This is a genomic window from Candidatus Nitrospira allomarina, from assembly GCF_032050975.1.
Classification (GTDB): Bacteria; Nitrospirota; Nitrospiria; order Nitrospirales; family UBA8639; genus Nitrospira_E; species Nitrospira_E allomarina.
This window is the reverse complement of sequence record NZ_CP116967.1, coordinates 1603948-1628808: the sequence shown is the minus strand read 5'-3', so window position 1 is coordinate 1628808 and position 24861 is coordinate 1603948. Positions and strand designations below refer to the sequence as shown.

27 protein-coding genes and 2 pseudogenes are annotated in these 24861 nt (G+C 46.4%); 1 reads left to right on the top strand and 28 read right to left on the bottom strand.

Going from position 1 to position 24861, the window contains the following annotated elements; translation table 11 throughout:
* Positions 1-161: 161 nt before the first annotated feature.
* The 5 genes from glnD to aroC form a co-directional block, all read right to left on the bottom strand.
* On the bottom strand, positions 162-2795 hold the full coding sequence (gene glnD, locus PP769_RS07215) for a [protein-PII] uridylyltransferase (RefSeq protein ID WP_312646304.1): 2634 nt from the start codon (positions 2793-2795) through the stop codon (positions 162-164).
* 55 nt (positions 2796-2850) lie between these two features.
* Entirely contained in the window at positions 2851-4641 is a 1791-nt protein-coding gene (locus PP769_RS07210; RefSeq protein ID WP_312646303.1) for an NAD+ synthase, read from the bottom strand.
* A gap of 174 nt (positions 4642-4815) precedes the next feature.
* Positions 4816-6069, bottom strand: a complete 1254-nt coding sequence (locus tag PP769_RS07205) for a GAF domain-containing protein (protein ID WP_312646300.1) — start codon at positions 6067-6069, stop codon at positions 4816-4818.
* A gap of 1 nt (position 6070) precedes the next feature.
* Complete coding sequence (aroB, locus tag PP769_RS07200; RefSeq protein WP_312646299.1) at positions 6071-7237, bottom strand: 3-dehydroquinate synthase; 1167 nt, start codon at positions 7235-7237, stop codon at positions 6071-6073.
* 80 nt (positions 7238-7317) lie between these two features.
* The gene (aroC, locus tag PP769_RS07195; RefSeq protein WP_312646298.1) at positions 7318-8478 is read right to left on the bottom strand and encodes a chorismate synthase; all 1161 of its coding nucleotides are present in this window, start codon (positions 8476-8478) and stop codon (positions 7318-7320) included.
* Between the two features lie 124 nt (positions 8479-8602).
* Here aroC and PP769_RS07190 point away from each other — a divergent pair, with 124 nt between their 5' ends.
* Entirely contained in the window at positions 8603-8827 is a 225-nt protein-coding gene (locus PP769_RS07190) for a hypothetical protein (protein ID WP_312646297.1), read from the top strand.
* Positions 8828-9232: 405 nt separating this feature from the next.
* On the opposite strand, the gene PP769_RS07185 is transcribed toward PP769_RS07190, so the two are convergent.
* The 23 genes and pseudogenes from PP769_RS07185 to rplF form a co-directional block, all read right to left on the bottom strand.
* Entirely contained in the window at positions 9233-9826 is a 594-nt protein-coding gene (locus PP769_RS07185; protein ID WP_312646296.1) for a type 4a pilus biogenesis protein PilO, read from the bottom strand.
* Complete coding sequence (locus PP769_RS07180) at positions 9823-10386, bottom strand: PilN domain-containing protein (RefSeq protein WP_312646295.1); 564 nt, start codon at positions 10384-10386, stop codon at positions 9823-9825. The genes PP769_RS07185 and PP769_RS07180 overlap by 4 nt, the downstream gene beginning before the upstream one ends.
* Positions 10379-11449 carry a pilus assembly protein PilM gene (gene pilM / locus PP769_RS07175; protein WP_312646294.1) on the bottom strand — a complete coding sequence of 357 codons (1071 nt, stop codon included), beginning with the start codon at positions 11447-11449 and terminating at the stop codon, positions 10379-10381. The genes PP769_RS07180 and pilM overlap by 8 nt, the downstream gene beginning before the upstream one ends.
* A gap of 331 nt (positions 11450-11780) precedes the next feature.
* Positions 11781-12725 carry an RNase adapter RapZ gene (gene rapZ, locus PP769_RS07170; RefSeq protein ID WP_312646293.1) on the bottom strand — a complete coding sequence of 315 codons (945 nt, stop codon included), beginning with the start codon at positions 12723-12725 and terminating at the stop codon, positions 11781-11783.
* A gap of 100 nt (positions 12726-12825) precedes the next feature.
* Positions 12826-14343 carry an RNA polymerase factor sigma-54 gene (gene rpoN, locus PP769_RS07165; protein WP_312646292.1) on the bottom strand — a complete coding sequence of 506 codons (1518 nt, stop codon included), beginning with the start codon at positions 14341-14343 and terminating at the stop codon, positions 12826-12828.
* Between the two features lie 20 nt (positions 14344-14363).
* Entirely contained in the window at positions 14364-15116 is a 753-nt protein-coding gene (lptB, locus tag PP769_RS07160) for an LPS export ABC transporter ATP-binding protein (protein WP_312646290.1), read from the bottom strand.
* Between the two features lie 209 nt (positions 15117-15325).
* Complete coding sequence (locus PP769_RS07155; protein WP_312646289.1) at positions 15326-15811, bottom strand: LptA/OstA family protein; 486 nt, start codon at positions 15809-15811, stop codon at positions 15326-15328.
* Positions 15812-15849: 38 nt separating this feature from the next.
* A complete protein-coding gene (gene lptC, locus PP769_RS07150; protein ID WP_312646288.1) occupies positions 15850-16428 on the bottom strand; it encodes an LPS export ABC transporter periplasmic protein LptC in 579 nt (192 codons plus the stop codon).
* A 195-nt stretch (positions 16429-16623) separates the two neighbouring features.
* Positions 16624-17010: pseudogene (gene rplQ / locus PP769_RS07145) on the bottom strand (50S ribosomal protein L17); the annotation flags it as partial.
* Between the two features lie 22 nt (positions 17011-17032).
* Complete coding sequence (locus tag PP769_RS07140; RefSeq protein ID WP_376753402.1) at positions 17033-18019, bottom strand: DNA-directed RNA polymerase subunit alpha; 987 nt, start codon at positions 18017-18019, stop codon at positions 17033-17035.
* Between the two features lie 81 nt (positions 18020-18100).
* Complete coding sequence (gene rpsD, locus PP769_RS07135) at positions 18101-18730, bottom strand: 30S ribosomal protein S4 (RefSeq protein WP_312646284.1); 630 nt, start codon at positions 18728-18730, stop codon at positions 18101-18103.
* Positions 18731-18794: 64 nt separating this feature from the next.
* Positions 18795-19178 (bottom strand): 30S ribosomal protein S11, encoded by a 384-nt coding sequence (rpsK, locus tag PP769_RS07130; protein WP_312646282.1) that lies wholly within the window; start codon positions 19176-19178, stop codon positions 18795-18797.
* A 20-nt stretch (positions 19179-19198) separates the two neighbouring features.
* A complete protein-coding gene (gene rpsM, locus PP769_RS07125) occupies positions 19199-19570 on the bottom strand; it encodes a 30S ribosomal protein S13 (RefSeq protein ID WP_312646281.1) in 372 nt (123 codons plus the stop codon).
* A 63-nt stretch (positions 19571-19633) separates the two neighbouring features.
* The gene (gene rpmJ, locus PP769_RS07120) at positions 19634-19747 is read right to left on the bottom strand and encodes a 50S ribosomal protein L36 (RefSeq protein ID WP_312646280.1); all 114 of its coding nucleotides are present in this window, start codon (positions 19745-19747) and stop codon (positions 19634-19636) included.
* Positions 19748-19758: 11 nt separating this feature from the next.
* Positions 19759-19977, bottom strand: coding sequence for a translation initiation factor IF-1 (infA, locus tag PP769_RS07115; protein WP_312646279.1), 219 nt, complete (start codon positions 19975-19977; stop codon positions 19759-19761).
* A gap of 24 nt (positions 19978-20001) precedes the next feature.
* Entirely contained in the window at positions 20002-20754 is a 753-nt protein-coding gene (map, locus tag PP769_RS07110) for a type I methionyl aminopeptidase (RefSeq protein ID WP_312646278.1), read from the bottom strand.
* A gap of 1 nt (position 20755) precedes the next feature.
* Entirely contained in the window at positions 20756-21406 is a 651-nt protein-coding gene (locus PP769_RS07105; RefSeq protein WP_312646277.1) for an adenylate kinase, read from the bottom strand.
* Positions 21407-21410: 4 nt separating this feature from the next.
* The gene (gene secY / locus PP769_RS07100) at positions 21411-22724 is read right to left on the bottom strand and encodes a preprotein translocase subunit SecY (protein ID WP_312646276.1); all 1314 of its coding nucleotides are present in this window, start codon (positions 22722-22724) and stop codon (positions 21411-21413) included.
* Positions 22717-23167: pseudogene (gene rplO, locus PP769_RS07095) on the bottom strand (50S ribosomal protein L15). Before rplO ends, secY begins: the two are co-directional and overlap by 8 nt.
* On the bottom strand, positions 23164-23352 hold the full coding sequence (rpmD, locus tag PP769_RS07090) for a 50S ribosomal protein L30 (protein ID WP_312646274.1): 189 nt from the start codon (positions 23350-23352) through the stop codon (positions 23164-23166). Before rpmD ends, rplO begins: the two are co-directional and overlap by 4 nt.
* 35 nt (positions 23353-23387) lie before the next feature.
* Positions 23388-23882 (bottom strand): 30S ribosomal protein S5, encoded by a 495-nt coding sequence (gene rpsE, locus PP769_RS07085; protein WP_312646272.1) that lies wholly within the window; start codon positions 23880-23882, stop codon positions 23388-23390.
* Positions 23883-23926: 44 nt separating this feature from the next.
* Entirely contained in the window at positions 23927-24292 is a 366-nt protein-coding gene (gene rplR, locus PP769_RS07080; protein WP_376753401.1) for a 50S ribosomal protein L18, read from the bottom strand.
* Between the two features lie 9 nt (positions 24293-24301).
* The gene (gene rplF / locus PP769_RS07075; protein WP_312646271.1) at positions 24302-24841 is read right to left on the bottom strand and encodes a 50S ribosomal protein L6; all 540 of its coding nucleotides are present in this window, start codon (positions 24839-24841) and stop codon (positions 24302-24304) included.
* Positions 24842-24861 lie beyond the last annotated feature (20 nt).

Sequence of the window (24861 nt, the reverse complement as noted above, 5' to 3'; positions counted from 1 at the left end):
TAGTGGTCTATAGCTGGTTTGTGGCTAAAAAATCTAATCTATGCCAAATGCTCCTCTCCCCACCCCGGCAAATAGTGCATCTACGAACGAACGACCTAAACTATTCATCCAGAAAAAGATCAACCGCGGCGTGAAGAGTACGTTGAATTTGCTCACAGTCCTCACCGGAAAGAATTTTTTCTCCCTGAAAATTGGTCACATAAAAAACATCGGCCACCTGATCTAACCTGGTCCCGATTCTGGCCATATGAATTGAAAGACCCAAATTGAACCAGCGTTTTGGCAATCACAAAGAGCAACCCTTGCTTGTCATCGGCAAAGAGGTCAATCACCGTAAAGGCATCTGAGACCCCATGATCAATATGAACTTCCGTGGGATGCCGGCCTGTAGGAAACGGACGACCAAAGGCCATGCGCCGTCGTCGTTCAATCATTTGGTGAACTGATTGCCTTCCCTCCACGACCTCTTGAATTTCATTTGCCACCTCCTCTAGGCGTTCGACAGATGGCGGCCCTTCATAATCTGAATCATGTACCGAGAACACATCCCATACCGTGCCATCCTTCAGTGTCATAATTTGCGCTTCCAATACCTGCAAACCCATGGCCGCTAACACTCCGGCCACCTGCATAAAAACACCTGGTTTGGTCTGTTCACGGGTGATCAGCACATACTCCGTAACACCCGATGCCTTATTGAAACGGGCTTCCACATGAGTCGGCTTGACAGGGAGAGAACGAATGGCTAGGAGGTACGCCGCCATTTGGTCAACCGGTGTCGACTGAACGTACCGGCTGGGGAGTTGTTGAAGTTTGGCATTCACCCATTCCGACCAGTCGGGTTCCGGAGAATGTCCCTCGCTTCGATCGGCCTTTAAAATCTTGATAAGTTGGTCCCGATCTTCTGGCGAAATATTCTTATTCCCATCACCGGCATACGATGGACCCGCATCCCCGGCAAGCTCTGCGTAAGTCAGGGAATACAATTCCCCTAATAAGGACTCTTTCCATTTCGTCATCACCTCTGGTCCCACCGCTGATATATCTGCAATAGTCAGAATAAACAGCTTTTGAAGCATCCCGACAGTCTTTACCAACCGGGCAAATGTGACAATGGTTTTAGGATCGTTAAGATCTCGACGAAAAGCCGTATGAGACATCTGCAAGTGATGGCGAACCAGGAAAGCGAGAGTCTGCCGTTCCTTCTCAGATAAATCCAACCGATCAGCTGTTAAATGGGCAATCTCCTGACCGACTTCACTATGATCCCCAGGACGCCCTTTGCCTAAATCATGCAGCAAGAGCGCCAGATGCAAAATGTCTTTATCAACGATGTTTCGGTAAACCTCTCCTATGACCCCTTGATGATGTTGAAGCCGCTCCGCTTCCCTCACTGCGAGCAGACTGTGCTCATCGACCGTGTATTTATGATATTGATTGAACTGCATGAGGCCACGTACTCGGGAGAAAGCGGGAACAAGTTTTTCCAGTAGACTAGCCTGATGCATGGCCTCAAGAATTTGAGCTATCCGACCAGGGTTTGACAGAATATGCCGAAAAAGCCGACTCACAGGCTTGGTATGAAACAACTCATTGGGTAGGGTTCCCATGTGCTGAGACAATTCATTGAGAATGCGGGAATCGATGGGGACTGCTTGACGATGAGAGATTTCAAATAACCTCAGAAGCAACATGGGGCTCTCCATCACCTCAAGGAGTTTATCCGTTTGAATTGTCAGGCGATTCTCCAGAATACGGAAGTGCCCTTCAATTAATGGCGGAGGCCACCATTGTCGAACCCGATCCAACCAGGATCCCTCCCTGGCTTGATCAAGAAATCGCCGACCACGGTCAAACAACCCGGTCGTATGACGGAAATACACTTGCATAAATTGCTCAACGGCTAACAAATGGGGATGATCCACAAAACCCCAAAGTGCAGAGAGCCGAACCTGATCGTCGAACGTGAGGATATCTTGAGCCCGTCCCGCTTCAAAATGTAAAAAACACCGAACTCGCCAAAGAAATTCCTGTGCTTCTTGCAGAACCTGATAATCCTGAATAGCAATTATTCCCCGATTCGAGAGTTCTTGAATCGTCCCCGCTCCATACCGGGCCTGCCCAACCCACTGCAGCAAATGCAGATCCCGAAGCCCACCCTTACTTTTTTTAATATTCGGTTCCAGCATAAAGACAGTCTCACCAAATTTGGCATACTCTCTTTCACGCTCGTGAATTTTATCCAGAACAAACCGTTGCGCCCGTTTCTTAATGATCCGACGTTCAAATTTTCGTTGAAATTCCTGAAACACTAAAGCACTGCCGATAAGAAATCGTGATTCCATCAGTGAGGTACATACCGCCAGATCGACTTCCGCAATCGTCAGACATTCTGCTATGGACCGCACACTATGCCCAACTTGAAACCCAAGATCCCAAAGCCGGTGAAAGACTCCGGTAGACAGTGCCTCAGCAACTTCACTTTGATTGCCCAGAGTGAGAATCATCACATCAATGTCGGAATAGGGAGCTAACTCCCGCCGCCCATACCCCCCCATGGCCACTAAACAGCATTGCTGCCATCCAGCTCGCACGCCTGCATTGCCTTGCTGAATGACCTCCCGAAATCGCGCGATCAGTAAAGCATCCATGAAATCCGAAAAATTCTGGGTGATCTCACTGCCGGTCGCCCCTTCAATTAAGCGTTGTCGCAGAACCTCGCGCTGGGACTGGAGAACATGAAGCCCCAGAGAGGAGTCCTTGTGTTCCGTCAAACCGGTTGGGGGCAAAGACATCCCTTCACTCATCGAGGGCAAATCCCGCAAGCACTCACCATGTCACACATTCAGGTTAAGCTCCAGAAAAATATCGGTTCGTAATCGGCATGCGCCGATCCTTTCCTAACGCTCTCGAGGTAATTTTAATGCCCACTGGCGCTTGTCGACGCTTGTATTCGCTCCGATCTACCATCCCCATGACCGTTCGCACAATATGAGAATCATAGCCCATCTTCACAATTCTGCCCACTGACTCATTGTCCTCAACATAGGCTTGTAGGATTGCATCTAAGACCGGATAGGGAGGGAGGGTATCCTGATCCGTCTGATCGGGCCTCAACTCAGCCGAAGGAGCACGCACCTGAATTCTTTCAGGAATAATCACCCGGTCAAAATCAGGGCCTTTATACTCACTTCGCCAGCGGGAAAGCTCATACACCTTCGTTTTGGGAATGTCTTTGATCACGGCAAACCCACCAGCCATATCGCCGTAGAGCGTGGCATATCCCACACTCATTTCGCTTTTATTTCCCGTGGTCAATACTAAATACCCAAATTTATTGGAAAGAGCCATCAGCAGTGTTCCTCGGATGCGAGCTTGCAAATTTTCTTCCGTCGTGTCAGCCTGAAAACCCTGCATGGACTTGCCCAGCACCCCAAGCAAAACCCTGAACACTCTCGTTATTGAAAGATGCCGCATCTCGATTTCCAATTTTCTCCCTAGCTGACGAGCATCCACACGACTTTCCCTAGAAGTATAGGGGGATGGCATCATTACACCCATCACATTGGACGCACCCAAGGCATCTCGGGCAATCAATGCCGTCAAAGCCGAATCAATCCCTCCGCTGATACCGACAAGAACCCTTGAGAAGGCATTCTTCCTCACATAATCTTGTACTCCTAGCACGAGTGCCCGGTATATCTCCTCTAACTCACCCAGCACCGGTGTGAGCCTTCTGACACCTGGAGCGCCGGACTTCGGCCACCTCGGCGTCCACCCCATGCGGATCATCGGAACCCGAATATCTTCACCATCAACTTCGGATGCTTTTCCAGTCCTTTTCAATTTCCCCTTTGGTGTTGAAGGGATCTGAAGGTCGGTCAGCAAGAGATCTTCTTTAAAGGCTTTTGCCCGCGCAAGGACCACCCCGGTGGAATCCATGACGAGACTATTCCCATCAAAGACCAATTCATCCTGTCCTCCGACCATATTGGTATAACTGACCATGACATTGTTAGCTTTCGCCCGAATGGCTAACATGCGTTCACGATTTTGGGTTTTTCCGACGTGATAAGGAGAGGCATTAATGTTGAGAACCAGGTGAGCGCCACCATATACTGCCTGCCGACTGGCCGGACCATCAGCAAACCATATGTCTTCACAAATATTGATTCCAATTCGTACCGGGCCCAGACAGTAGACCGGACTGGTTTGTCCCGGTTGAAAATACCGTTCTTCGTCAAACACCCCATAGTTGGGGAGCTTGCATTTGGCATACGATCTTTTCGCCTGACCATTGACCAGGACCCACGCCGCATTCAGGGGCTTCCTTCGATTTTGTACGTGATCCCGGAGGGGATGTTGAGCAGGACGATCAGATTCAATCACGCTTCCCACTACCGCCATAATTCCCGTCGTGACTTTGGTGATACGGTCCCGCATCCGACTAATATCGAATAGAAACTTCGGCATGAGGAGCAGATCTTCTGGAGGATACCCACACACGGCCAACTCCGGAAAGACAACCACATCCGCTTTGGCTTTCTTCGCCTCGCGGATCCATTCGCAAATGGTGCGGGTATTCCCCTCAAGATCCCCAACCACCGCATTCATCTGCACCATCGCTAATCGAATCATCATGTTAAAAAAAACGTCCTCTGTCCCATCGGAACCGAGGACGCCATTGTCCCTTAAGCTAACATATACGGGAAGACGCCGTTGCCGCCCCTCAAAATATTATACAAGCAATGAAGAATCCGTTCAAAGAATGTCTCCTCAAATGCCTATTTCAATGATAAATCTTCCTAGGGAGGCTTATTGAGTCGCCCGTTGAAGTTCCTCCGCGAGAATAATCGCATCGGCAATTTCCCTCATGGATTTTCGAAGATTCATGCTTTGTCGTTGCATAAGGCGAAATGCTTCAGGCTCTGACAATCCCCTAGACGCCATTAAAAACCCTTTAGCACGCTCTACCAATTTTCGCACTTCTAAAGCCTCTTGCATCTCAAACGACTTTTCCATAAGCCGAGTGTGCTCAATGGCGACGGCAGATTGATTCGCAATGGCTTGAAGCGTGGTAACCTCTTCATCTGAAAACGCATGATAACTGGAAGTGTAGACATTGATAACCCCAATCGGATTTTCCTTCATGAGCATGGGAATGGACAATAATGAATGCAATCCTTCCTGTTTCGCCAAATCCCGATAAAAATATCCATCTTCTGCCTTCACATCCGGGACATACACCGGATGGTGATCCTGCACCGCTCGACCGCTCATGCTCTGCCCAACTTTCAACGGTGGCTTCCGCCGGTACGCATCACTCAGGCTTTGAGTGGCTGCAATACGCAATTCTCCCGAATCCTGGTCGACAAGCATGATCGAGCAAATTTTTGAATTCATCAGCTGAGCCGTCATGGTGACAATTAATTGCAGCACATCCTCGATCAGTCGATTAGAAGCCACCGTTTCCGATACTTGTGAAAGCGTTTCAAGTCGACGCGCTTTTTGGCGCATATCATCGTACAATCTGGCATTGGCAATGGCGCCGCCGACTTGATTAGCGATGGTCAGTAAGAGCGCGAGCGTCTCTTCCGCATACCGCTTTGACCGCTTATGCTGAACATTGATGACACCGACCATTTTCCCCTTACTTGTAATGGGAACGGACACAAACGCCTGATAGCGGTCTTCCGGGAGACGATGAAAAAACTTAAATCTGGCGTCATCACTTGCATTGCGAGGAATCACCACGGGAATTTTTTCCCGTGCCACCCACCCGGTAATCCCTTCTCCCAAACCGATGGATATACGCCCGATAAGACGGGGATGAGGATTTTTCGATGCACGCAAAATAAGCTCGTCTGTTGTTTCAGAGATCAAATACAATAGACAGGCATCCCCCTTCGTCACTTCCACAACCACTTCCACGATTTGCTTTAATACCGTTTCCAGCTCCAAAGTACTACTGATGGATTCGCTGATTCGGTGAAGAATCTGCACTTCACGGGTCCGCTCCCGAACAAGGTGCTTGAGGTCTTCCATAGTCGAAGGACGGATCGGAGCCATGCTATTTTTTCTTGGATAGATGTGGACGGTTCACTGCCTGTGGAACAGGTTCCAATCGTTTCCCACGAGAGGACTGACTGGCAGTAAACCATTGGCGAATACGTTGTCGAACCAGGGGAACGATCTTGACCTTCCCGATTGTGGTGGGTACCACACAATTGATTTGTCCCTTTACGACCTTTTTGTCGTGTTGCATGGCCCCCCAGAGATCTATAAACGTCATGGAAGGCATGGCAACCGGCAACCCAACATCCTGAATCAAGTCGCGTTGCCGCTCAACCAGCTCCTTCGTACACAAACCTAAAAAATGTGCCATGGCGGCTTCCTGCACCATGCCAATCCCCACCGCTTCTCCATGAATCCATGTTCTATAACGACCCCAGGTTTCCAGTGCATGCCCTACGGTGTGGCCATAATTCAAAATGCGTCTGCGTCCTGATTCCCGTTCATCTCCACCCACGACTTCAGCTTTAATTTCACAACACCGCCGAATGACGGTCGGGATGACATCCTCTGCTTGTTCGCGTAAGGCATCGACGTGTTGTTCTAAATATTCAAAAAAATTCGGATCCGCAATCATGCCGTACTTAATCACCTCCGCTAACCCTGCTACCCATTCACGTTTTGGAAGAGATTGCAAAGTCTGCGGATCAATAACCACGACACGTGGCTGATAAAACGCCCCGATCAAATTTTTCCCCATTGGATGGTTGACCCCTGTTTTCCCACCCACGCTTGAATCTACTTGAGCCACCAATGTCGTCGGCACTTGGACAAATGAAACGCCACGCAGATAAACTGAGGCCGCAAACCCCGCCACATCTCCCACGACCCCTCCACCTAACGCTAACACCACTTCCTGGCGTTCAAGTCGTTGGGTAACCAGTTCATCCAGTATCTTTGATAGCCAATGCATGGATTTGGCCTTTTCTCCATCGGGTATCACCACAAGAAATGGAGAAAATCCACAACGTTTTAAGGCACGGAAAACTTGCCGCCCATAGAGTTTATTGACGACTGGATTGGTCACAACGGCAACTCGCCCTGACAATCCAACATCCTGAAGCACACGGCCTATTTGAGACAGAATATGAGATTGAATAAGGACTTGATAACTCCGATCTCCCAATGAAACCGGAACATGTTTCGAGAATTCAGAGGTCTTCATCTATCGGAAATCACCACAAAGCAGTTTTATTCCAAGATAAGGATAGAAACCTGCCACGAGAGGAGTGCAAGGCAAAAGGATTAAAACGTGCGGACATACTCTTGGTAAGCCTCAAAGTTTCTTTTCATTTCATCCAACGTATCTCCACCAAATTTTTCAATCAGGGCATTGGCCATTTCATAGGCAATCACCGCTTCGCCCACGACGCCGGCAGCCGGAACAGTGCAAATATCTGAGCGCTCTACCGTGGCCTCAAACGGTTCTTTTGTTTCGATGTCCACGCTGTCTTTGGGAGTATAGAGAGTCGCGATGGGTTTCATGGCCACTCGTAGAACGATCGGTTGGCCATTCGTAATGCCGCCTTCCAACCCACCGGCATTGTTCGATTTTCTGGTAAATTGTCCTCTGGCTTTGTCGAAATAAATATCGTCATGCACTTCAGATCCAAAACGGCGGGCAGACTCAAATCCCATTCCAATTTCTACGCCCTTCATCGCTTGAATACTCATCGCAGCAAATGCCAAGCGAGCACTTAGGCGGCGATCCCATTGAGCATAGGTTCCCAACCCGATCGGAACGTTCGTGACCACAACCTCAAAAATGCCGCCTAAGGAATCTCCTTTATGCTTGGCTGCCCGAATCTGTTCAACCATTTTTTTTGCCGTCTCAGGGTCATGGCATCGCACCTCAGATTGTTCTGCATGCTCATACGCCAACAACGGATCATTCGGACGGGGAGCTGCAACCCCTCCAATGTCCATGGTATAACTGACCACTCGCATGCCAAACTCGGCCAGCAATGATTTCGCCACGCCACCAATGGCAACCCTAATCGCTGTTTCTCTGGCACTGGCCTTTTCCAGCACATTGCGGATATCGCTATGACCATATTTGATGGCTCCGACCAAATCTGCATGGCCCGGCCGTGGACGAGTCACCACTCGTTCAGTGGAAGGGGGACCAGGTTCGGACGCCATGATGTCTTTCCAGTTTTCCCAATCTTTATTCCAGATCAACAGTCCTAGCGGATTTCCCAAAGTTTTCCCTTTTCGAACTCCACAAATAAATTCAATCCGGTCCTTTTCAATTCGCATCCGACCGCCACGCCCATATCCCCCCTGTCGGCGAATCAAATCCACATTAATTCCTTCGGCCGTGACCGGTAATCCAGACGGAACCCCTTCTACCACAGCCATTAGACCTCTTCCATGAGATTCCCCTGCATTTAAATATCGCAACATGGCATTCCTTTTTGGCGCATTAAATACTCATGCCGGTAAACAAGTCCCACTTAACACGGGTAATCATCAATCACCAGCTCCCATTGCGGAACCAAACCTCCGCCGGACTCTCAGAGTACAGATTATGAAGGTTTTTTCAGGCTTTCTCAACCAGAATATTCATAATGATTATTTGATGGTGGGAAAGGAAAGAATGAAGGTTCTTCGCGAGGAAGCCCCCTTCAATGAAGCGGCTGAGGAGAGGTACTCAAGTAGCACCTCCTCCCTACTTATGGTCTTAATCGTCCATCCTGATCGAGCGAGTTCAGATCCCGTTTGGACCAGCACTCGCTTCGATGGAGATATTTGAATGATCGCCTGGTGCCCATCACGGCCATGTATCACACCGAGAAGTCTCCAATCTGGATTATTCGGCAAGGGAACAATTTTCGAGTCCTTTTCTGATGGCGCCGTAACTTTAGGTTTTGACAGACGAGGCTGAGGTATCCGCTTGAAAGGGTCTCGACGAGTCCCCTTATTTCGTCGGGAATTGTCCTCAATGAGGCTGGAGCTAACTTGCCGATTTAGGTAAGAAGTCGATGAGGAGGCGCCTTCCGCGGCCACCACACACATTACCCCCCCCCAATTTAGCACAATCCCAACACAGATCGAGTAGCACACGAACCCTCTCAAGTAGGCAGACATTGTGGAGACCCTGCATCGAATGTCTATGACTCCAGAATCTCGCAATCCCGTCTGACATTGATCGGTTGGATTAAGCTTTAAGCAGCTGCTGAACATGTTCAATACCTAAGGGAGTTAACCCGTGCATCACCAGATTCGTGCTGACGAGAGGTGAATTTTCGTTGTCTGGCCTTCCTGCCAGGGTAATAGAAGAAATACGTTCAACCCATGCAAGCTGTCGCAAGTCATCCAAAAATTGAACGGTCCCCTGGAAATTCCCTTCTACTCTGAGGGCAATGGGTATCGAAAATTCAGAATGCTGAAGCTCGGTCAAAGGACGTTCAGGTTTCCACACCCGAACGGTCACATTTCTTCGTTTCGCAATTTCGATGACATCCCTTCGAAAAATCTTTGATTCTATGTTTTCTGGAAAGTGATGAACTCGAGTGGCTAAATTATCACGCAAGCTGTTGACTTCCTTCTCTATGATATTTAGTGATTCTGTTTTTTTGTTGAGTCCTCGACTCTCCTGAGCTAGGCGAGAAACTTCCTCTTGCAACTGCTTAATCGAGTCATTCATCGGATCCCACACCACGAGGTGCATACCCAAAAGACAGACCAGCATCACCCCAAACAGGAGACCGAATCGACACCAAAGGGATAATGACTTCCACTGTGCCATCATGTAGTCACCTGTTGATCCCAGACAAAACGGATCAAAAAGGGAAAGACGTCTGATTCTCCTCCTGGGTGATCAAGAATTTCCACTACAGGTAAACGCACGATAATTCCATCGTTCTCCAACCCCTCCATAAATTTACCGATATCTTCTAATGCCAATGATTGTCCCCGCAATTCCACCACCCGTGATTCAAGTTGTACCCGCTCCAACCAGATATCAAGCTTTTCAACATTTCGACTGACTCCATCCAGCAATTTCACCGGCCAAGCCTTTTCTCTCTCCTGATCACTGAACTGCTCAATGAAGGTCCTAAGGAGGACTTTTTGTTCATGAAAAAGCTGCAGTTTATCGAGGCTTTCCTTTATCTGAGCAAGATCCTGCATTTTGATTGTTTTTTCTTGAATCAATGCATCAACTTGTTCTTGCAAAGATTGCGTCCACCACCAACTCGCCACTCCAAATCCCACAAATACCGCCACACCCACTAGCCAACATAACAGTCTTGATTTCTCTTGGGGATTTGCTTGCCGCTGAAGTGAACGAGCCAAATTAATTTCAATCATGAGGGATTGCCCCACGCAATGCCGCTCCAACCGCAACACCAAATAACGGCAAAGCTTTCTGAAAGCGAGAATCCTGTTGCATCTCCTGAGGAACCGTGATTTTTTTAAACGGGTTAACCAGGGTTACAGAGACGTGCAAGGAATCAGCGAGTCTGGATTGAAGTCCCTCCAGCATCGAATATCCTCCTGACAGGAACACGCCCTGCACCATTCCCATGTCAGTTCCTTCTGAAGCATACTTGATACTTTCGATGACCTGCTTAATTATTTCGTTGAAAAATTGTTCAAGGAGTAAAGTTTCCGAGGCCCCTAACTTAAACCCATCACCCGCCGATGCTACAGCCGCTTGCACCCCGTCAAGCAGGTCTCCATACCACTCGACCTCGTAGGATACTTGATGCATATGCACAAGGCGCCCTTCTTCCATCATCACCGAAAGAATGCCGGTTGGTCCGAGATGAATAATCATCCACGTTTCCTCACGTCCATAGTTGTAGGCAACCATATTCACAAGTGAAAAGGCATCCACATCGACAAAACGGACGTGCATCCCTTGCCCTTCAAATTGTTGCATTCGCGCCTCTATGAATTCCTTTTTTGCTACAACGAGAACTGTCTGATTTTGTTCGTTGCCCAGGACCTCAGAATCTTTGTGTCGATACACGTCCCACACTGCACCTTGAACATCAAGAGGGATATACCGGTCAAGCTCCAAAGCTAGGTGTTCTCGAAGATCCTTTTCCGACATATAGGGAAGCGTCAGTCTCTTCAACAAGACGTGGGGACTCGAAATTGTTATACCCACCGCACGAGGAAAAGGAGATAACTGTCTTCGAAGAAATTGGACTAGACGTCGGTCATCCTCCAGATCAGTTTGAGGATTTGGATTAAGTGTGTAGGGAAGAGATTCAAGCACAATACCTTTTAGGATAGGGGAGGTATGGCCCGGCTGTAGAGTCACCGCCTTCAACACTCGAGACCCCACATCCACGCCTGTTACATTCTGGCTTTTCCACGAAAATCCTCTGACCCTTTCTACAATGCCTCCCCAGATTTTGTTCATCCTTTTCAGTCCAACAATAATCGGCAAAGGGCTCTTGACCTCAATTGGGTTTTATCGGGATTTTCCCTTTATATGCCATCCCCCAATATGATGTCATATTTTTACCTAGATTTGTGAATCGTTTTAACTGGAGGCACTCACCATATGTCTGCAGGACACCACGAGTTCCATTCCCCTTATATTGGAAATGGCTCAATGATTCAATACTGCATGATGATGGGTCAGAATCTTATTTCAGATAAAGATTCCAAAAAGCAGAGGTTAAATACAGAAAACTTTGAACTTGTAGGATCTGATTCTGGCGAAAAGTCTACTTAAGGAAGAAGGGGAACTACCCTGGTGTAGCCTCTTTTGAAATTTCTCGATGGTGAATCGTGACGTCATAGCCCAATGTTTTCAAAGTATCTTTCATGCTTAGGACGATCGCCACCGACCGATGCCGCCCGCCCGTACACCCAAAAGCAACGGTGACATAACTTCGTTGTTCCCTTTCGAACAATGGCAACAAAAAAGTAAATAATTCCTTCAAGTGCTCGAGAAAGACCTTAGCCTCCCTCGTGTCCAAGACAAAGCGTTGAATATCGGCGTGTTCACCCGTTAATGGCTGAAGGTCGGGCACGAAATGAGGATTGCGAAGGAATCGAACATCAAATACCATGTCCACATCGAAGGGCACCCCGAATTTATAGCCAAAACTCATGAGACTAATTTTCAGGGCTTGTCCTTCACCCCGTTCTCGATAATGTTTAATGATCCAGGCTTTAAGGTCGTGGACGGAAAATTCTGACGTATCCAGAACGCGATGGGCCCTAGCCCGAAGGCTTTGTAGCCGTTCACGCTCTAATTGAATTCCCTCAATAATCGGCCGATGTGGGAGTAAAGGATGCGGACGCCGTGATTCAGAAAAACGCCTGACTAATATATCATCCTGTGCCTCTAAAAAGAGCAATTCAACGTGACAGCCATCACTTTGCAAGGCTTCGAGATTGCTTAATAAATCTTCAAAGAAAGCCCGCTCACGAATATCAATCCCCAAGGCCACCTTCTTCACGTCTTTGTCTGGCTGGATACACAATTCAGTGAATTTTTGAAATAAGGCCGGCGGAAGATTATCCACACAGAAAAAGCCTAAATCTTCCAAACACTTCAAGGCTTGGGTCTTGCCAGATCCCGATGTCCCCGTCACCATCATCAATTGAAGAGGCAACGGATCACTTTTCAAAGAAGATTCAGGAATTTCCTTCGGCATCATGACGCTTTCACAATCATCGGGCATGGGCCTACTCTTTGACCCTTCAGGTTAGCAGGAACTCAATGAGAACAATTATCTGAAAATTTCACAATTGGGTCTAGGGCCTGAAGTCCGCTGTATAAAATTATGTGGGAATTCGCTTTCGTTGGCTAGCAGAAGCAATATGTAATTCAGCTCGATATTTAGCTACAGTTCGACGAGCAATCAAGATATTTTTGTGACGAAGCCTGGAGACGATCTCTTGATCTTTCAACGGATTGGCTGCATCTTCTTGTGCCACCATCTCCCGAATCATCTCACGAACAGTGACGGAGGACATATCCTCTCCACGGTTGTCAGCCCGTTGAATCCCTGCATTAAAAAAGAATTTCAGTTCAAGAATGCCCTGAGGGCAATGCAAATATTTATTGGTCGTCACCCGGCTTATTGTGGACTCATGCATACCCACATCTTCGGCCACCTGCTTCAAGACCAATGGCCGAAGATACTGAACGCCTTTTTCCAAAAACGCTTCTTGAAACTTGACCAGGCTTTTGACGACTTTCACAATCGTTTTGTTACGCTGATCAATGCTCCGAATAATCCATTGTGCGCCTTTCAATTTCTCCTCAAGATAGTTTTTCGTGTTCCCAGCATCTTCTCCTGAATGGGAAAGGAGTCTCCGATAATATGGACTAATTCTCAATCGAGGGAGACCATCATCATTCAACAACACGACCCACTCCCCTTCATACTTGACGACGTAGACATCCGGAATAATAATCGAGTTACTATCCGAAAAATAGGGGCGCCCTGGCTTCGGCTCTAAACTCTCTATCACCCGGACAGCTTCATAGACTTCATCCAGAGTTACGTTCAATGTCTTGGCCACAGACAGATACCGTTTTTTCTGAAGATCGACTAAATGATCTTTCAGAATAGCAGCCACCACATTCATCGGTACCGCCGTATGCAGATGAGAGGTGAATTCAGTCTCATCATGTTGCAGATGATCCAGTTGGATCAATAAACATTCTGCTAAATCCCGTGCCGCCACTCCTGGAGGATCAAATTGCTGAATCTGGCGGAGCACTTCTTCAACATGTTCAACAGAGCATTTGGCGTCTTCAGCTAATTCGGGAAGGGGCACGCGCATATACCCGTCTTCATCCAAATTGCCAATAATCATTCTGCCAATATCCCGGTCATCACCTGCGAGAGAAGAGAGCCGGAGTTGCCAATCTAGATGCTCTTCAAGAGAAGTTGGTTTGGTGAGCGTTTGCTCATATGAAGGAAATTCTTCATCTCCCGAGTAAGCTTCATCCCGCTGAGCAGGCCGCCAGTCATTCCCTAAAATATTGTCCCATTCTTCCGAGGACAATGGCTCACCTTCCTTGACGGTGGGTTGGATTTCTGCGCCCTCACCTGAAGCCTCACTTTCGGCATCAGACACTTTCGCCGGCTCTGAGTGCTCCTCCCCTACCGAAGCTTCTTCCTCCAGGGATTCCAATGCCAAATCTTCTAAGAGAGGATTTTCTACTAAGTGTTGAGCCAACACCTGCTGAAGCTCTAACCGAGAGAGTTGCAACAGCTTAATCGCCTGTTGCAGTTGGGGGGTCATCACCAACTTTTGAGATAACCGAAGGTCTAACCGAAGATCCATTGCAGAAACCCACTTCCTCGTTATTGGAACATTTTGAAGCGCTCGCCCAGGTAGACAGCCCTGGCTTTTGGACTATTGACAATGACATCAGGTGGACCACTTTCTAAAATGGTTCCTTCGCTTATTATATAGGCTCGGTCGGTAATGGAAAGCGTGTCTTGGACATTGTGGTCTGTAATCAGAATGCCGATATTTTTCTTTTTTAAATTGGTCAAAATATCTTGAATATCTCCCACCGCAATTGGATCAATACCGGCAAATGGTTCATCTAGGAGTAAAAATTTTGGGTTCGTAGCTAAGGCTCGCGTAATCTCCAATCGTCGACGTTCTCCACCTGAGAGAGTAAAGGAACCATGCGTACGAAGCCGAGTCAGATCCAATTCCTCTAACAATTCATCTAATCTGGTTTTTCGGGAAGAGGTGGAAAGATCTAAGGTCTCCAATACAGCTAACACATTGTCCTCAACAGAAAGCCGCCGAAAAATTGAGGCTTCTTGGGGCAGGTAACCAATTCCTTGCCTTGCTCGCTTGTACATCGGCAGGGCAGTGATTTCATGGTTGTTGAGAAATATTTCCCCATGATCTGGTTGACAGAGCCCTACGACCATATCGAAAATTGTAGTCTTACCAGCACCATTAGGTCCAAGAAGGCCAACAACTTCTCCTCCCAACAACTCCAAACTGACGCCTCTAACGACTTGACGACCCTTAAAACTCTTTTTTAAATCTTTGGCGAAAATTTTGTGAAGAGACTTCGCTACTGCTTCAGGCATTGGAGTTTCCTAATTCACTCGTGCTGTTACTGACCATGGCGAGTACTGGGGATCAACTTAATGAACAACTATCAGGCATTTTACTGTTCGATTACACCATGAATTCGTGGGCCAACCATTTTCAGTCACAATCTAAAAGACATTTTTTTGTGAGCACTTTGAAATACTCTAAACGACCCTATCAATCCAATTTGACACTCCTACAATTTTTAATTTTTCTCTGATTCTTCAATAATCACTTGGGTGCCACCTTCCACCACGCTCCGGTTTTCTTTTAAAAACATGGTCATCTTTGGACCACTAATCCTAGTCCCGGCCTGCCAGGCCACTGGAGATCCAGTCAAGATAACCTTTTCCTCTGCCTTGTAATACAAAGCATGTTGACTAGTAGCCCGACTTTCTCCTTTTTCAATTCTAACCTTACCCTTCGCTTCAATATAACCAATTTCTTTCCCCGATTCTGATTGGGCTCCTGAAGGTGTGGACGAAGAGAGATCTGAGGCTGACTTTTCCTTAAAGTACACGATCATCACATCAGAATGTACTACTAATTCACCTTGAACCATTTTGACCGATCCCTTAAAAATGGCTTGGTTTTTTTCGCTACTGGCCGTCATCGTATTGGAAGTAATGACCGTAGAGGTTTTCGGCCCTTCTCCTCTTCCTACGATAGGACCAAAAACCAAAATTAGCAAGAATATCAACCACCCAAGTGAGATCGGCGACGAAACTTTTATGGCGACACCACCTCAGCACGAACATCCTTGAGCAAATGAAATTCATTCTTATCCACGTCTCCCTCCAATCCTGTTCCAGTAATGATTAACCCATCTCCCTTAATCGTCACTTGGTCCGTGGTATAAATCTGTCGTGCTTGTTCGTTCCAGGTCAGTTTATCTGAAAATACTTGAAAACCAGACTCAAAGGTGATTACGGTTTTCTCATTTTTGCTCACTAGCTCAAAGTCATTATTGGAAGTATTCATGACACCTTCTTCAGAGGTGATTCGCAATTGTTCTTTTTGAAATGCACTATCGAAAAGCCGCACCTGAACCGTCTCCAACTTAGCCACATGCTCTTTGTCAAATACCTTTGCCTGATCCGCATTTACGACCCATTTTGTAGATCCAGATCGAGTTTGGCGGTAAGTAAACCCATGAATCCATGCATCCGCGCCTTGCTGTTCCTCTAAAGTTACGGATGTGGTTTCTTGGCTTCGCGTTTGCATATGATTCACCACACGATATCCGATAAATACGGCCATACCTAAAACAAGGAGAGTTAAAATGGCCCTCGTACCATAAAATTGCATTAATACGTGCTCGGTCGAAAGACCACCCTTAGGGTAAAAAACCCATAAAAAAGAATAGCACAGGGTCCAGGCCAAGTAAATAAAAGACCTTAACCCTGTGAAGAATCGAATGCGGAGAGAAGAAACTATGTTGGAGAAACGGAAGCAGTGAGAAATTTAATTTTAAAAGACGAAGTTTTATTCCTAACTGGACGGAGAAGGAACTACCTCTTTCTCAGATTCATTCCCTTTTTCGACCAATTCAATAGCCACCAGTTTTGCAGCATCACCTGGCCGTTGGCGAGTTTTTATAATCCTTGTATACCCACCGTTCCGCTCAGGAAAACGCTTAGCAACATCATCAAAAAGTTTTTGAACAGTTTGCTTGGTCCGTAACACACGCAAGGCCCCCCTTCGGGCTTGAAGAGTTCCCTGCTTTCCCAGCGTAATTAATTTATCGGTGATACCACGTAGCTCTTTCGCTTTGGCCTCCGTGGTTTCAATTCGCTCATGCTCCATGAGTGATGTCACCAAATTTCTGAATAATGCCAACCGATGCTTACTATTTCGTCCTAATTGTCTTCCGCGTTTTCGATGACGCACAATACACGTCCTTTGAAAAAAGTTAGATATGGGATTCTGTTACTTCGCTCACTTTGGTTCCTAAGGCCAACCCCATTTCCGCTAGGACCTCTTTAATTTCATTTAAGGATTTTTTACCAAAGTTTTTGGTCTTCAACATTTCATTTTCGCTTTTTTGAACTAAATCACCTATAGATTTAATATTAGCATTTTTTAGGCAATTTGCAGCGCGAACCGAAAGTTCCAATTCATTCACACTTCGAAACAGATGTTGATTAATCAACATCTTGCTCTCATCCCCGCCCTCTTCTTGAGCTGGTTCACCCCTCTCTTCAGATGGGAGGCAAATATCCAAATGGTCGCGAAGAATTCCTGCTGCGGAAGTAACAGCTTCCTGTGGAGATATGCTTCCGTCGGTCCACACTTCCAAAATCAGTTTATCGTAATCCGTAATCCGACCAACCCGAGCACTTTCCACACTGAAATTAACGCGTTTAATGGGAGAAAAGACTGAGTCTACCGGAATGACTCCTATTGGCAATCCCTCTTCTTTATTTCGTTCTGCGGGGACATATCCTCGCCCGGGCTTCACAATAAGTTCAATATCTAACATTCCATCTTTATCTAAAGTAGCAATATGAAAATCTGGATTCAGGATTACCACGTCCGGGTCTACAGACAAATCTGCGGCTAACACTTCGCCAGGCCCCTTCTTTTTCAAACGGATAGCCTTCGCCTTATCGGAATGTAAACGCAACCGCAATGCTTTAATGTTTAAAATGAGAATCGTTACATCCTCGGTCACACCTGGAATGGTCGAAAACTCATGATATACCCCCTCAATTTTTACGGAGGTGACAGCCGCCCCAGGTAGCGAAGAAAGTAAAACCCGCCTAAGGGAATTCCCCATCGTGGTCCCAAACCCTCGTTCAAATGGCTCAGCTGTAAACTTGCCATAAGTAGGTGAAGCACTGTCCTTTTCCAATTCCAGCTTCGTTGGTATTTGGAAATCCTTCATGCTATTTATCATAAGGATCGCGTCTCCCTTTCTTGGTCCCAAGGCCATGTAAGTGATCAATTCGCAACATCCGCTCTATCTCCGGCAATACAATTACCGTGAGTACAGCTCCACTACAATTTGTTCATTGACCAATACATCAATGTCCTGCTTAGTGGGAATGGCTTGGACGGTACCCTTCAATATATTTCGCTCCATCTCTAACCAATTCGGCACTCCCCGGCCACTAGTAATTTCTAGAGCGGCTTGGACCGGTACAAGCTGACGACTCTTTTCCTTAATTTCGACAATATCCCCAATGTTCACAGTTACCGAAGCAATTGTGACTTTTCGACCATTTAACATCACATGCCCGTGATTGACCAACTGTCTCGCTTGGCCACGTGATGAGGCAAAACCTAGGCGATAGACAACGTTATCAAGTCTGCGTTCAAGCAAGCTCAACAAATGTTCGCCCGTAATTCCCTTCCGGCGAACCGCTCGGTGGTAAGTATTGAGGAATTGTCGCTCCTGCATACCATACACACGTCGAAGCTTTTGTTTTTCCCTAAGCTGAGTGCCGTATTCCGTCGCACGCCCTCGGCGCGATTGCCCATGCTGTCCAGGTGGATAACTTCGGCGCTCAATTGCGCATTTCTCAGTCATACACCTGGTTCCTTTTAAAAATAGCTTTACCCCTTCACGCCGACATAACCGACATACAGGACCAGTATATTTGGCCATGGACTTTCTCCCCCTATCTCCAGTTCACGAAAAACCGATAATTTAAAAAGATCCCTCTATGAAATTAGACCCGTCTTCGTTTTGGAGGCCGACACCCATTATGGGGTATCGGTGTCACATCACGAATAAGATTGACCCGCAAGCCAGCGGACTGAAGTGCCCTCACTGCGGCTTCTCGTCCAGATCCAGGGCCATTCACATAGACATCCACTTGTCGAAGGCCAAACTCCATGGCCTTTTTTGCAGCCACTTCACCGGCACGCGTAGCGGCAAAAGGGGTACTCTTTCTCGATCCCTTAAATCCCTGGCTACCTGCACTAGCCCAAGTTACAGCCCCACCGGTCATATCCGTGATCGTCACGATAGTATTATTAAAAGAGGCCATGATATGCACGATCCCAACTTGTAAAACTTTTCTTTCCTTCTTTTTTCCCTTTTTAACACTCATGAAAGATCCCTTTCAGCAGCTTATTTCCTGACTTTTCCGCCAATCGCTCCACGTCGTCCTTTTCTCGTTCGTGAATTAGTTTTCGTTCTTTGGCCTCTTACAGGCAGACCCTTCCGATGTCGTAGCCCTCGATAAGTGCCAATATCCATCAAACGCTTAATACTCATCGTGACTTCTTTCCTTAGGTCACCCTCTACGTCATAATCCTTATCAATTGTCTCACGTAAACGGACGACCTCATCTTCATGCAGGTCCTTTACCCTTGTTTCAGGAGCCACTCCTGTCTTTCGTAATATATCTCGCGAACTGGCCGGACCAATCCCAAAAATATAAGTTAATCCGACGTCAATCCGTTTTCCTACCGGCAACTCTACGCCTGCAATTCGAGCCATTGCTTACTTTCCTCTCTTCTTTGGGGATTAAATTAATCAATCCCTACCGAACATCAACGCATCTCAGCCTTGTCGCTGCTTGTGTTTGGGATTTGTGCACAGCACCCTTACAACCCCTTTGCGGCGAATGACCTTACATTTAACACAAATAGGTTTTACTGATGATTTGACTTTCACGATAACAACCTCTATTTAAACCGATAGGTAATCCGTCCACGAGTCAGGTCATATGGAGATAGTTCCACTGTGACCTTATCTCCTGGCAAAATTCTTATAAAATGCATTCGCATCTTTCCTGAAATATGAGCTAAAATTTTATGCCCATTTTCCAACTGAACCCGAAACATCGCATTCGGCAAAGTTTCAGTAACCGACCCTTGAACTTCAATAATATCTTCTTTCCCCATGAGGAAATTTACTTAACCTCCACCCTAGGACCATCCTGTTAAAATGCGAGGGGGACCATTTGCTTCTATTGTGATGGTATGCTCAAAGTGAGCAGAGAGTGATCTATCGCAAGTCACTGCCGTCCATCCGTCTTTAAGAACTTTGACTGCAGACCCTCCTAGGTTTACCATTGGTTCTATAGCAAGTACCATCCCAGGCTTTAATCGTGGCCCCTGTCCGGGTCTCCCATAATTTGGAACTTGCGGTTCTTCGTGCAACTGACGCCCAATACCATGGCCCACAAAATCACGGACAACCGAATAACCATGCCTTTCTACATGCGTTTGGATTGCAAATGATATATCCGAAAGGCGATTACCCACTACAGCCTGTTCAATTCCATTACGTAAAGCTTCTCGAGTGACCGCAATCAATGATTGAGTATCCTCAGGCACCGCCCCAACTGAAACCGTCACGGCTCCATCTCCGTAAAACCCTTCCACAATGGCACCCACATCCAATCCAATGATGTCTCCGTCCTTCAACTCACGCTTTGAGGGTATTCCATGCACCACTTCTTCATTAATGGATGCACAGAGGCTATTGGGATAGTTCCTATACCCTTTAAATGCTGGAATTCCGCCCAAATCTAGAATACATTCCTCTGTAAGTCTATCTAATTCCAGTGTAGTTATACCGGGCTTTACTTCATGAACCAGCAATTGATGACATTGAGTAACAATTTTACCGGCACGAGCAATAAGTTCAATTTCCTCAGCCGTTTTTATGATGATCATTCTATCCGGGTTGCGTTAGGAGAGCTACCAATCGCTCCCGAACTGCAGAAACTACCCCTGATCCATCCAATTCGGAAAGAATTCCCCTTTCCTTATAATATTGAATTAAGGGCTCTGTTTGTTTTTGATATACCACCAATCGGGATTGAATGGTTTCCGGCTTATCATCATTTCGCTGAATAAGGGGGATATCACATACATTGCACACCCCCTGTTTTTTTGGTGGGATGGACTTAAGATGATATACGGCCTTACATTTTGGGCAACTTCGTCTCCCGCTTATTCGTTCAATTATATCCGCCTGGGGAAGGTAAAAATATATCACCCGATCAATGGCCTCCCCATTCCCTTCCAAAAACGAAGACAACTTATTGGCTTGGGCTACAGTTCGAGGGAATCCATCTAAAAGAAAACCATTTCGGCATTCAGGAGAATGTAATTTTTCTTCAACTAACCCAATCACGATTTCATCAGGAACTAATTCACCACGCTCCATAAAAATTTTTGCTTCATTTCCAAGTTTGGTGCCCCTTTCAACGCTCTCTCTCAGCAAATCTCCTGTTGAAAGTTTTTGAATACTGAACTTTTTGGCAATAAAATCTGCCTGGGTTCCTTTTCCAACTCCAGGAGGGCCTAGAAAAATTACCCTCATTCTGTTACCCACTTCTCCCTTTTAAGGAACCTTTCCCAAGAAAACCTTCATAATTCCGCATGAGCATATGATTTTCTATTTGTTGTGCAGTATCCAACCCCACCCCAATGACAATCAAAAGTGATGTGCCTCCAAAATAAAAAGGCATATTAAGTCGGTAAATCAATAATTCTGGAATTACACATACGATTGCCAGATAAATGGCTCCAGCAAATGTAATTCTGGTCAATACCTTATAAATAAAGTCTGCAGTCTTTTGTCCAGGTCGTATCCCTGGTATAAATCCTCCATATTTCTTCATGTTGTCAGCCATATCAACAGGATTTAGCACCACAGCTGTATAGAAGAAACAGAAAAAGATAATCATTCCAACATATAGCATTGTATAAAGTAAGGATCCTGGAGCCAATTGAGACCCGATGCTTTGAACCCAGGGTACTTGTATAAAACTGGCAATCGTGGCTGGAAACGCAATAATTGAAGACGCAAAAATGGGCGGAATAACACCAGCCGTATTAATTTTTAAAGGAATATGGGTATTTTGTCCACCATATACCCGTCGCCCAACTATTCGCTTGGCATATTGCACCGCAATTTTTCTTCGTCCACTTTCTAAAAAAACTATAGCCCCCATAACGGCAAGCATAACGACACCAAGGACTAATAGTAAAAGGAGACTGATTTGACCAACCTGATATAAATCAAAGGTTTGAACGACTGCACTAGGAAGACTGGCAACTATGCCGGAAAATATGATAAGCGAAATACCATTTCCAACACCCCGTTCAGTTATTTGCTCTCCTAACCACATCAGGAAGGCGGTACCAGCTACCAACGTAATCACTGTCATCAACCGAAAGGACCAACCAGGGTCAAGAACAAATGCTCCATCATTCATACCTTCCAAACCGAGAGCAATACCAAATCCTTGAATCAGGGCAATTAGGATCGTTCCATACCTGGTGTATTGAATGATCGTCTTTCTTCCTCGCTCACCTTCTTTTGCTAATTTCGAAAGATGCGGAACAACGACCGTGAGAAGCTGTAATATGATCGAGGCACTAATATAGGGCATAATGCCCAATGCGAAAATCGTGAGCCTCGATAAAGCACCTCCCGAGAAAATATCGAGGAAGCCCATGAGAGCCCCACCTCTTTCGGTGAGAAACTTGAACAGCTCTTCATTATTGATTCCGGGGGTGGGGACATGAGCCCCAATCCGATAAACTGCAAGCATAGACAAGGTAAATATTACCCGGCTACGCAACTCCGGAATTTTGAAGATATTTTGAAGGCTCGTGATAAGCCGTTCAAGCACGGCCGATCACCTTTACTTGCCCACCGGCATTCTCAATTTTTTTGTCTGGCAGTATCACTAAACTTATGTGCTTCAACAACAATCGGGCGATCAATTTCCCCAGTACCAAGAATTTTGACCTGGGCATTTCGCCCTTTTGTTAGCCCAATTTCCTTAAAAACCGTTGGATTAAAATTCGTGGTTTTTTCCTGAGAAACTAGATCCTTAAGATTTACCACAGAATATTGTATCCTGAAAATATTTGTAAACCCGCGTTTGGGCAATCTGCGGGCAAGTGGCATTTGCCCACCTTCAAACCCAGCTTGATTAGCTCGACCGGAACGGGCCAATAAACCTTTATGCCCTTTCCCGGCTGTCTTCCCTAGCCCGGACCCAGGGCCACGGCCAAGGCGTTTTTTCTTGGTTTTTGAACCAGGAGACGGATGTAAATCGTGTAGTTTCATGAAACAGCAACCTCAATAAGATGCCTGACCTTATAAATTAATCCACGTACCTGTTCTGTATCCGGACGACTGACAGTCTGTCCGATTTTCCTAAGTCCGAGCCCCAGTAAAACCACACGCATCTTATCTGGATGGCCTATTGTGCTCCGCTTTAATGTAATTGAGAGATTGCTTGGTGTTACCATGATCCAGGTTTCCTCACTGGTTTTTTGAATATCAATTAATCTTCCATCCCGACGGCTGTTCGACGCATCTCTCTTACTTCATAGGGATCACGCAGTTGGCTCAAGCCTTCAATGGTTGCCCTCACGGCATTAAATGGATTACCACGACCTAGGGTTTTCGCAACAATATTCTGAGCACCAGCCACCTCCAGTAACGAACGTACTGCTCCTCCAGCGATGATACCCGTACCTTGCTTTGCCGGTTTCAAGACAATATGCTCTCCCCCGAAATACCCATGTACCTCATGGGGAATAGTATTAGATTTAAGGGGAATCCTGATAAGATTTTTTTTTGCGTGAGCCACGGCCTTGGCAATGGCAGATGGAACTTCGGTCGCTTTACCTTTCCCTACACCCACCCAACCATCGCCATCGCCCACAACAACCAAGGCTGAAAAGGAAAACCGCTTCCCCCCTTTCACCACTTTGGCCACACGGTTAATTACCACCGGCTTATCTTTTAAATTGAGTTCTTCAACATTAACCCTCACAGAAGTGAATCCTTCCCTTTAGCAAAAATTGGGGCTGGGCATGATTAGAATTTTAACCCACCTGAACGAGCAGCATCCGCCAATGCCTTGACCCGGCCATGATACAATCTGCCACCTCGATCAAACACCACTAGCTCAATTGGGATGGCCTTTGCCCGTTCAGCAATTGCCTGTCCCACCATCTTGGCTGCTTCAATATTCCCACCAGATTTTATTTTATCCTTTAAGCCAGGGTCACAGGATGAGGCCGAAACCAAGGTACGACCATCCGTATCATCTATAATTTGGGCATAAATATGAGAATTACTCCTAAACACACTTAATCGTGGACGAGAAGATAAACCTACAATGCGTAACCGTACCCGCCGACTCCGCTTATTCAACCTTTTTTGTTTTTCCAGTATATTCACAAATTCAACCTACTTTTTGCCGGCTTTGCCAGCTTTTTTACGGAGGATTTCACCAACATACTTTATACCTTTTTGTTTGTACACATCCGGAACCTTCATACTTCTAATTTGGGCTGCCACCAGGCTGACAATTCTTTTATCAATTCCCTTAAGTGAAATTGATGTTTGCTTGTCAACAGACGCATCGACTCCTTTTGGCAATTTTATGGACACCGGATGAGCATACCCGACAGAGAAGCTTAATTCACTTCCTTGAATTTGCGCTCGGTATCCAACCCCCATCACCTCAAGGTTTTCCTGAAAACCCTCTTTGACACCCTTTAACTGATTAGCGAGTTCCGCCCTTGTTAGTCCATGAAGCGCCTTAAGTTTTGCTGAATCGTCGTTTCTGGACAACGAGACTTCTTCTTTCTCTACACTGGCTTCTATTCCCGGGCTCAGACCCCATTGGAGTTGCCCCAACGGCCCCTTCACTAAAACGTTCCTATCAATGACCCGCACTTCGACGCCTTTTGGAATTGATATCGGCTTTCGTCCAATCCTCGACATGATTAACCTATTAATTAAAA

Bases quoted from the DNA above. Each gene is read 5' to 3' on its own strand.
- aroB (WP_312646299.1), bottom strand. From the start codon at position 7,237: ATGAAGACCTCTGAATTCTCGAAACATGTTCCGGTTTCATTGGGAGAT.
- rplF (WP_312646271.1), bottom strand. From the start codon at position 24,841: ATGTCGAGGATTGGACGAAAGCCGATATCAATTCCAAAAGGCGTCGAA.
- lptC (WP_312646288.1), bottom strand. From the start codon at position 16,428: ATGCAATTTTATGGTACGAGGGCCATTTTAACTCTCCTTGTTTTAGGT.
- PP769_RS07205 (WP_312646300.1), bottom strand. From the start codon at position 6,069: ATGGCTCCGATCCGTCCTTCGACTATGGAAGACCTCAAGCACCTTGTT.
- rapZ (WP_312646293.1), bottom strand. From the start codon at position 12,725: ATGCCCGATGATTGTGAAAGCGTCATGATGCCGAAGGAAATTCCTGAA.
- PP769_RS07105 (WP_312646277.1), bottom strand. From the start codon at position 21,406: ATGAGGGTAATTTTTCTAGGCCCTCCTGGAGTTGGAAAAGGAACCCAG.
- pilM (WP_312646294.1), bottom strand. From the start codon at position 11,449: ATGAACAAAATCTGGGGAGGCATTGTAGAAAGGGTCAGAGGATTTTCG.
- map (WP_312646278.1), bottom strand. From the start codon at position 20,754: ATGATCATCATAAAAACGGCTGAGGAAATTGAACTTATTGCTCGTGCC.
- rpsD (WP_312646284.1), bottom strand. From the start codon at position 18,730: ATGGCCAAATATACTGGTCCTGTATGTCGGTTATGTCGGCGTGAAGGG.
- infA (WP_312646279.1), bottom strand. From the start codon at position 19,977: ATGGGGAAAGAAGATATTATTGAAGTTCAAGGGTCGGTTACTGAAACT.
- PP769_RS07185 (WP_312646296.1), bottom strand. From the start codon at position 9,826: ATGATGGCACAGTGGAAGTCATTATCCCTTTGGTGTCGATTCGGTCTC.
- rpmD (WP_312646274.1), bottom strand. From the start codon at position 23,352: ATGGTAACACCAAGCAATCTCTCAATTACATTAAAGCGGAGCACAATA.
- PP769_RS07180 (WP_312646295.1), bottom strand. From the start codon at position 10,386: ATGATTGAAATTAATTTGGCTCGTTCACTTCAGCGGCAAGCAAATCCC.
- PP769_RS07140 (WP_376753402.1), bottom strand. From the start codon at position 18,019: ATGATAAATAGCATGAAGGATTTCCAAATACCAACGAAGCTGGAATTG.
- PP769_RS07210 (WP_312646303.1), bottom strand. From the start codon at position 4,641: ATGATGATTCGATTAGCGATGGTGCAGATGAATGCGGTGGTTGGGGAT.
- lptB (WP_312646290.1), bottom strand. From the start codon at position 15,116: ATGCCTGAAGCAGTAGCGAAGTCTCTTCACAAAATTTTCGCCAAAGAT.
- rpsK (WP_312646282.1), bottom strand. From the start codon at position 19,178: ATGAGTGTTAAAAAGGGAAAAAAGAAGGAAAGAAAAGTTTTACAAGTT.
- aroC (WP_312646298.1), bottom strand. From the start codon at position 8,478: ATGTTGCGATATTTAAATGCAGGGGAATCTCATGGAAGAGGTCTAATG.
- glnD (WP_312646304.1), bottom strand. From the start codon at position 2,795: ATGTCTTTGCCCCCAACCGGTTTGACGGAACACAAGGACTCCTCTCTG.
- rpoN (WP_312646292.1), bottom strand. From the start codon at position 14,343: ATGGATCTTCGGTTAGACCTTCGGTTATCTCAAAAGTTGGTGATGACC.
- rpsM (WP_312646281.1), bottom strand. From the start codon at position 19,570: ATGGCTCGAATTGCAGGCGTAGAGTTGCCGGTAGGAAAACGGATTGAC.
- PP769_RS07190 (WP_312646297.1), top strand. From the start codon at position 8,603: ATGAAGGTTTTTTCAGGCTTTCTCAACCAGAATATTCATAATGATTAT.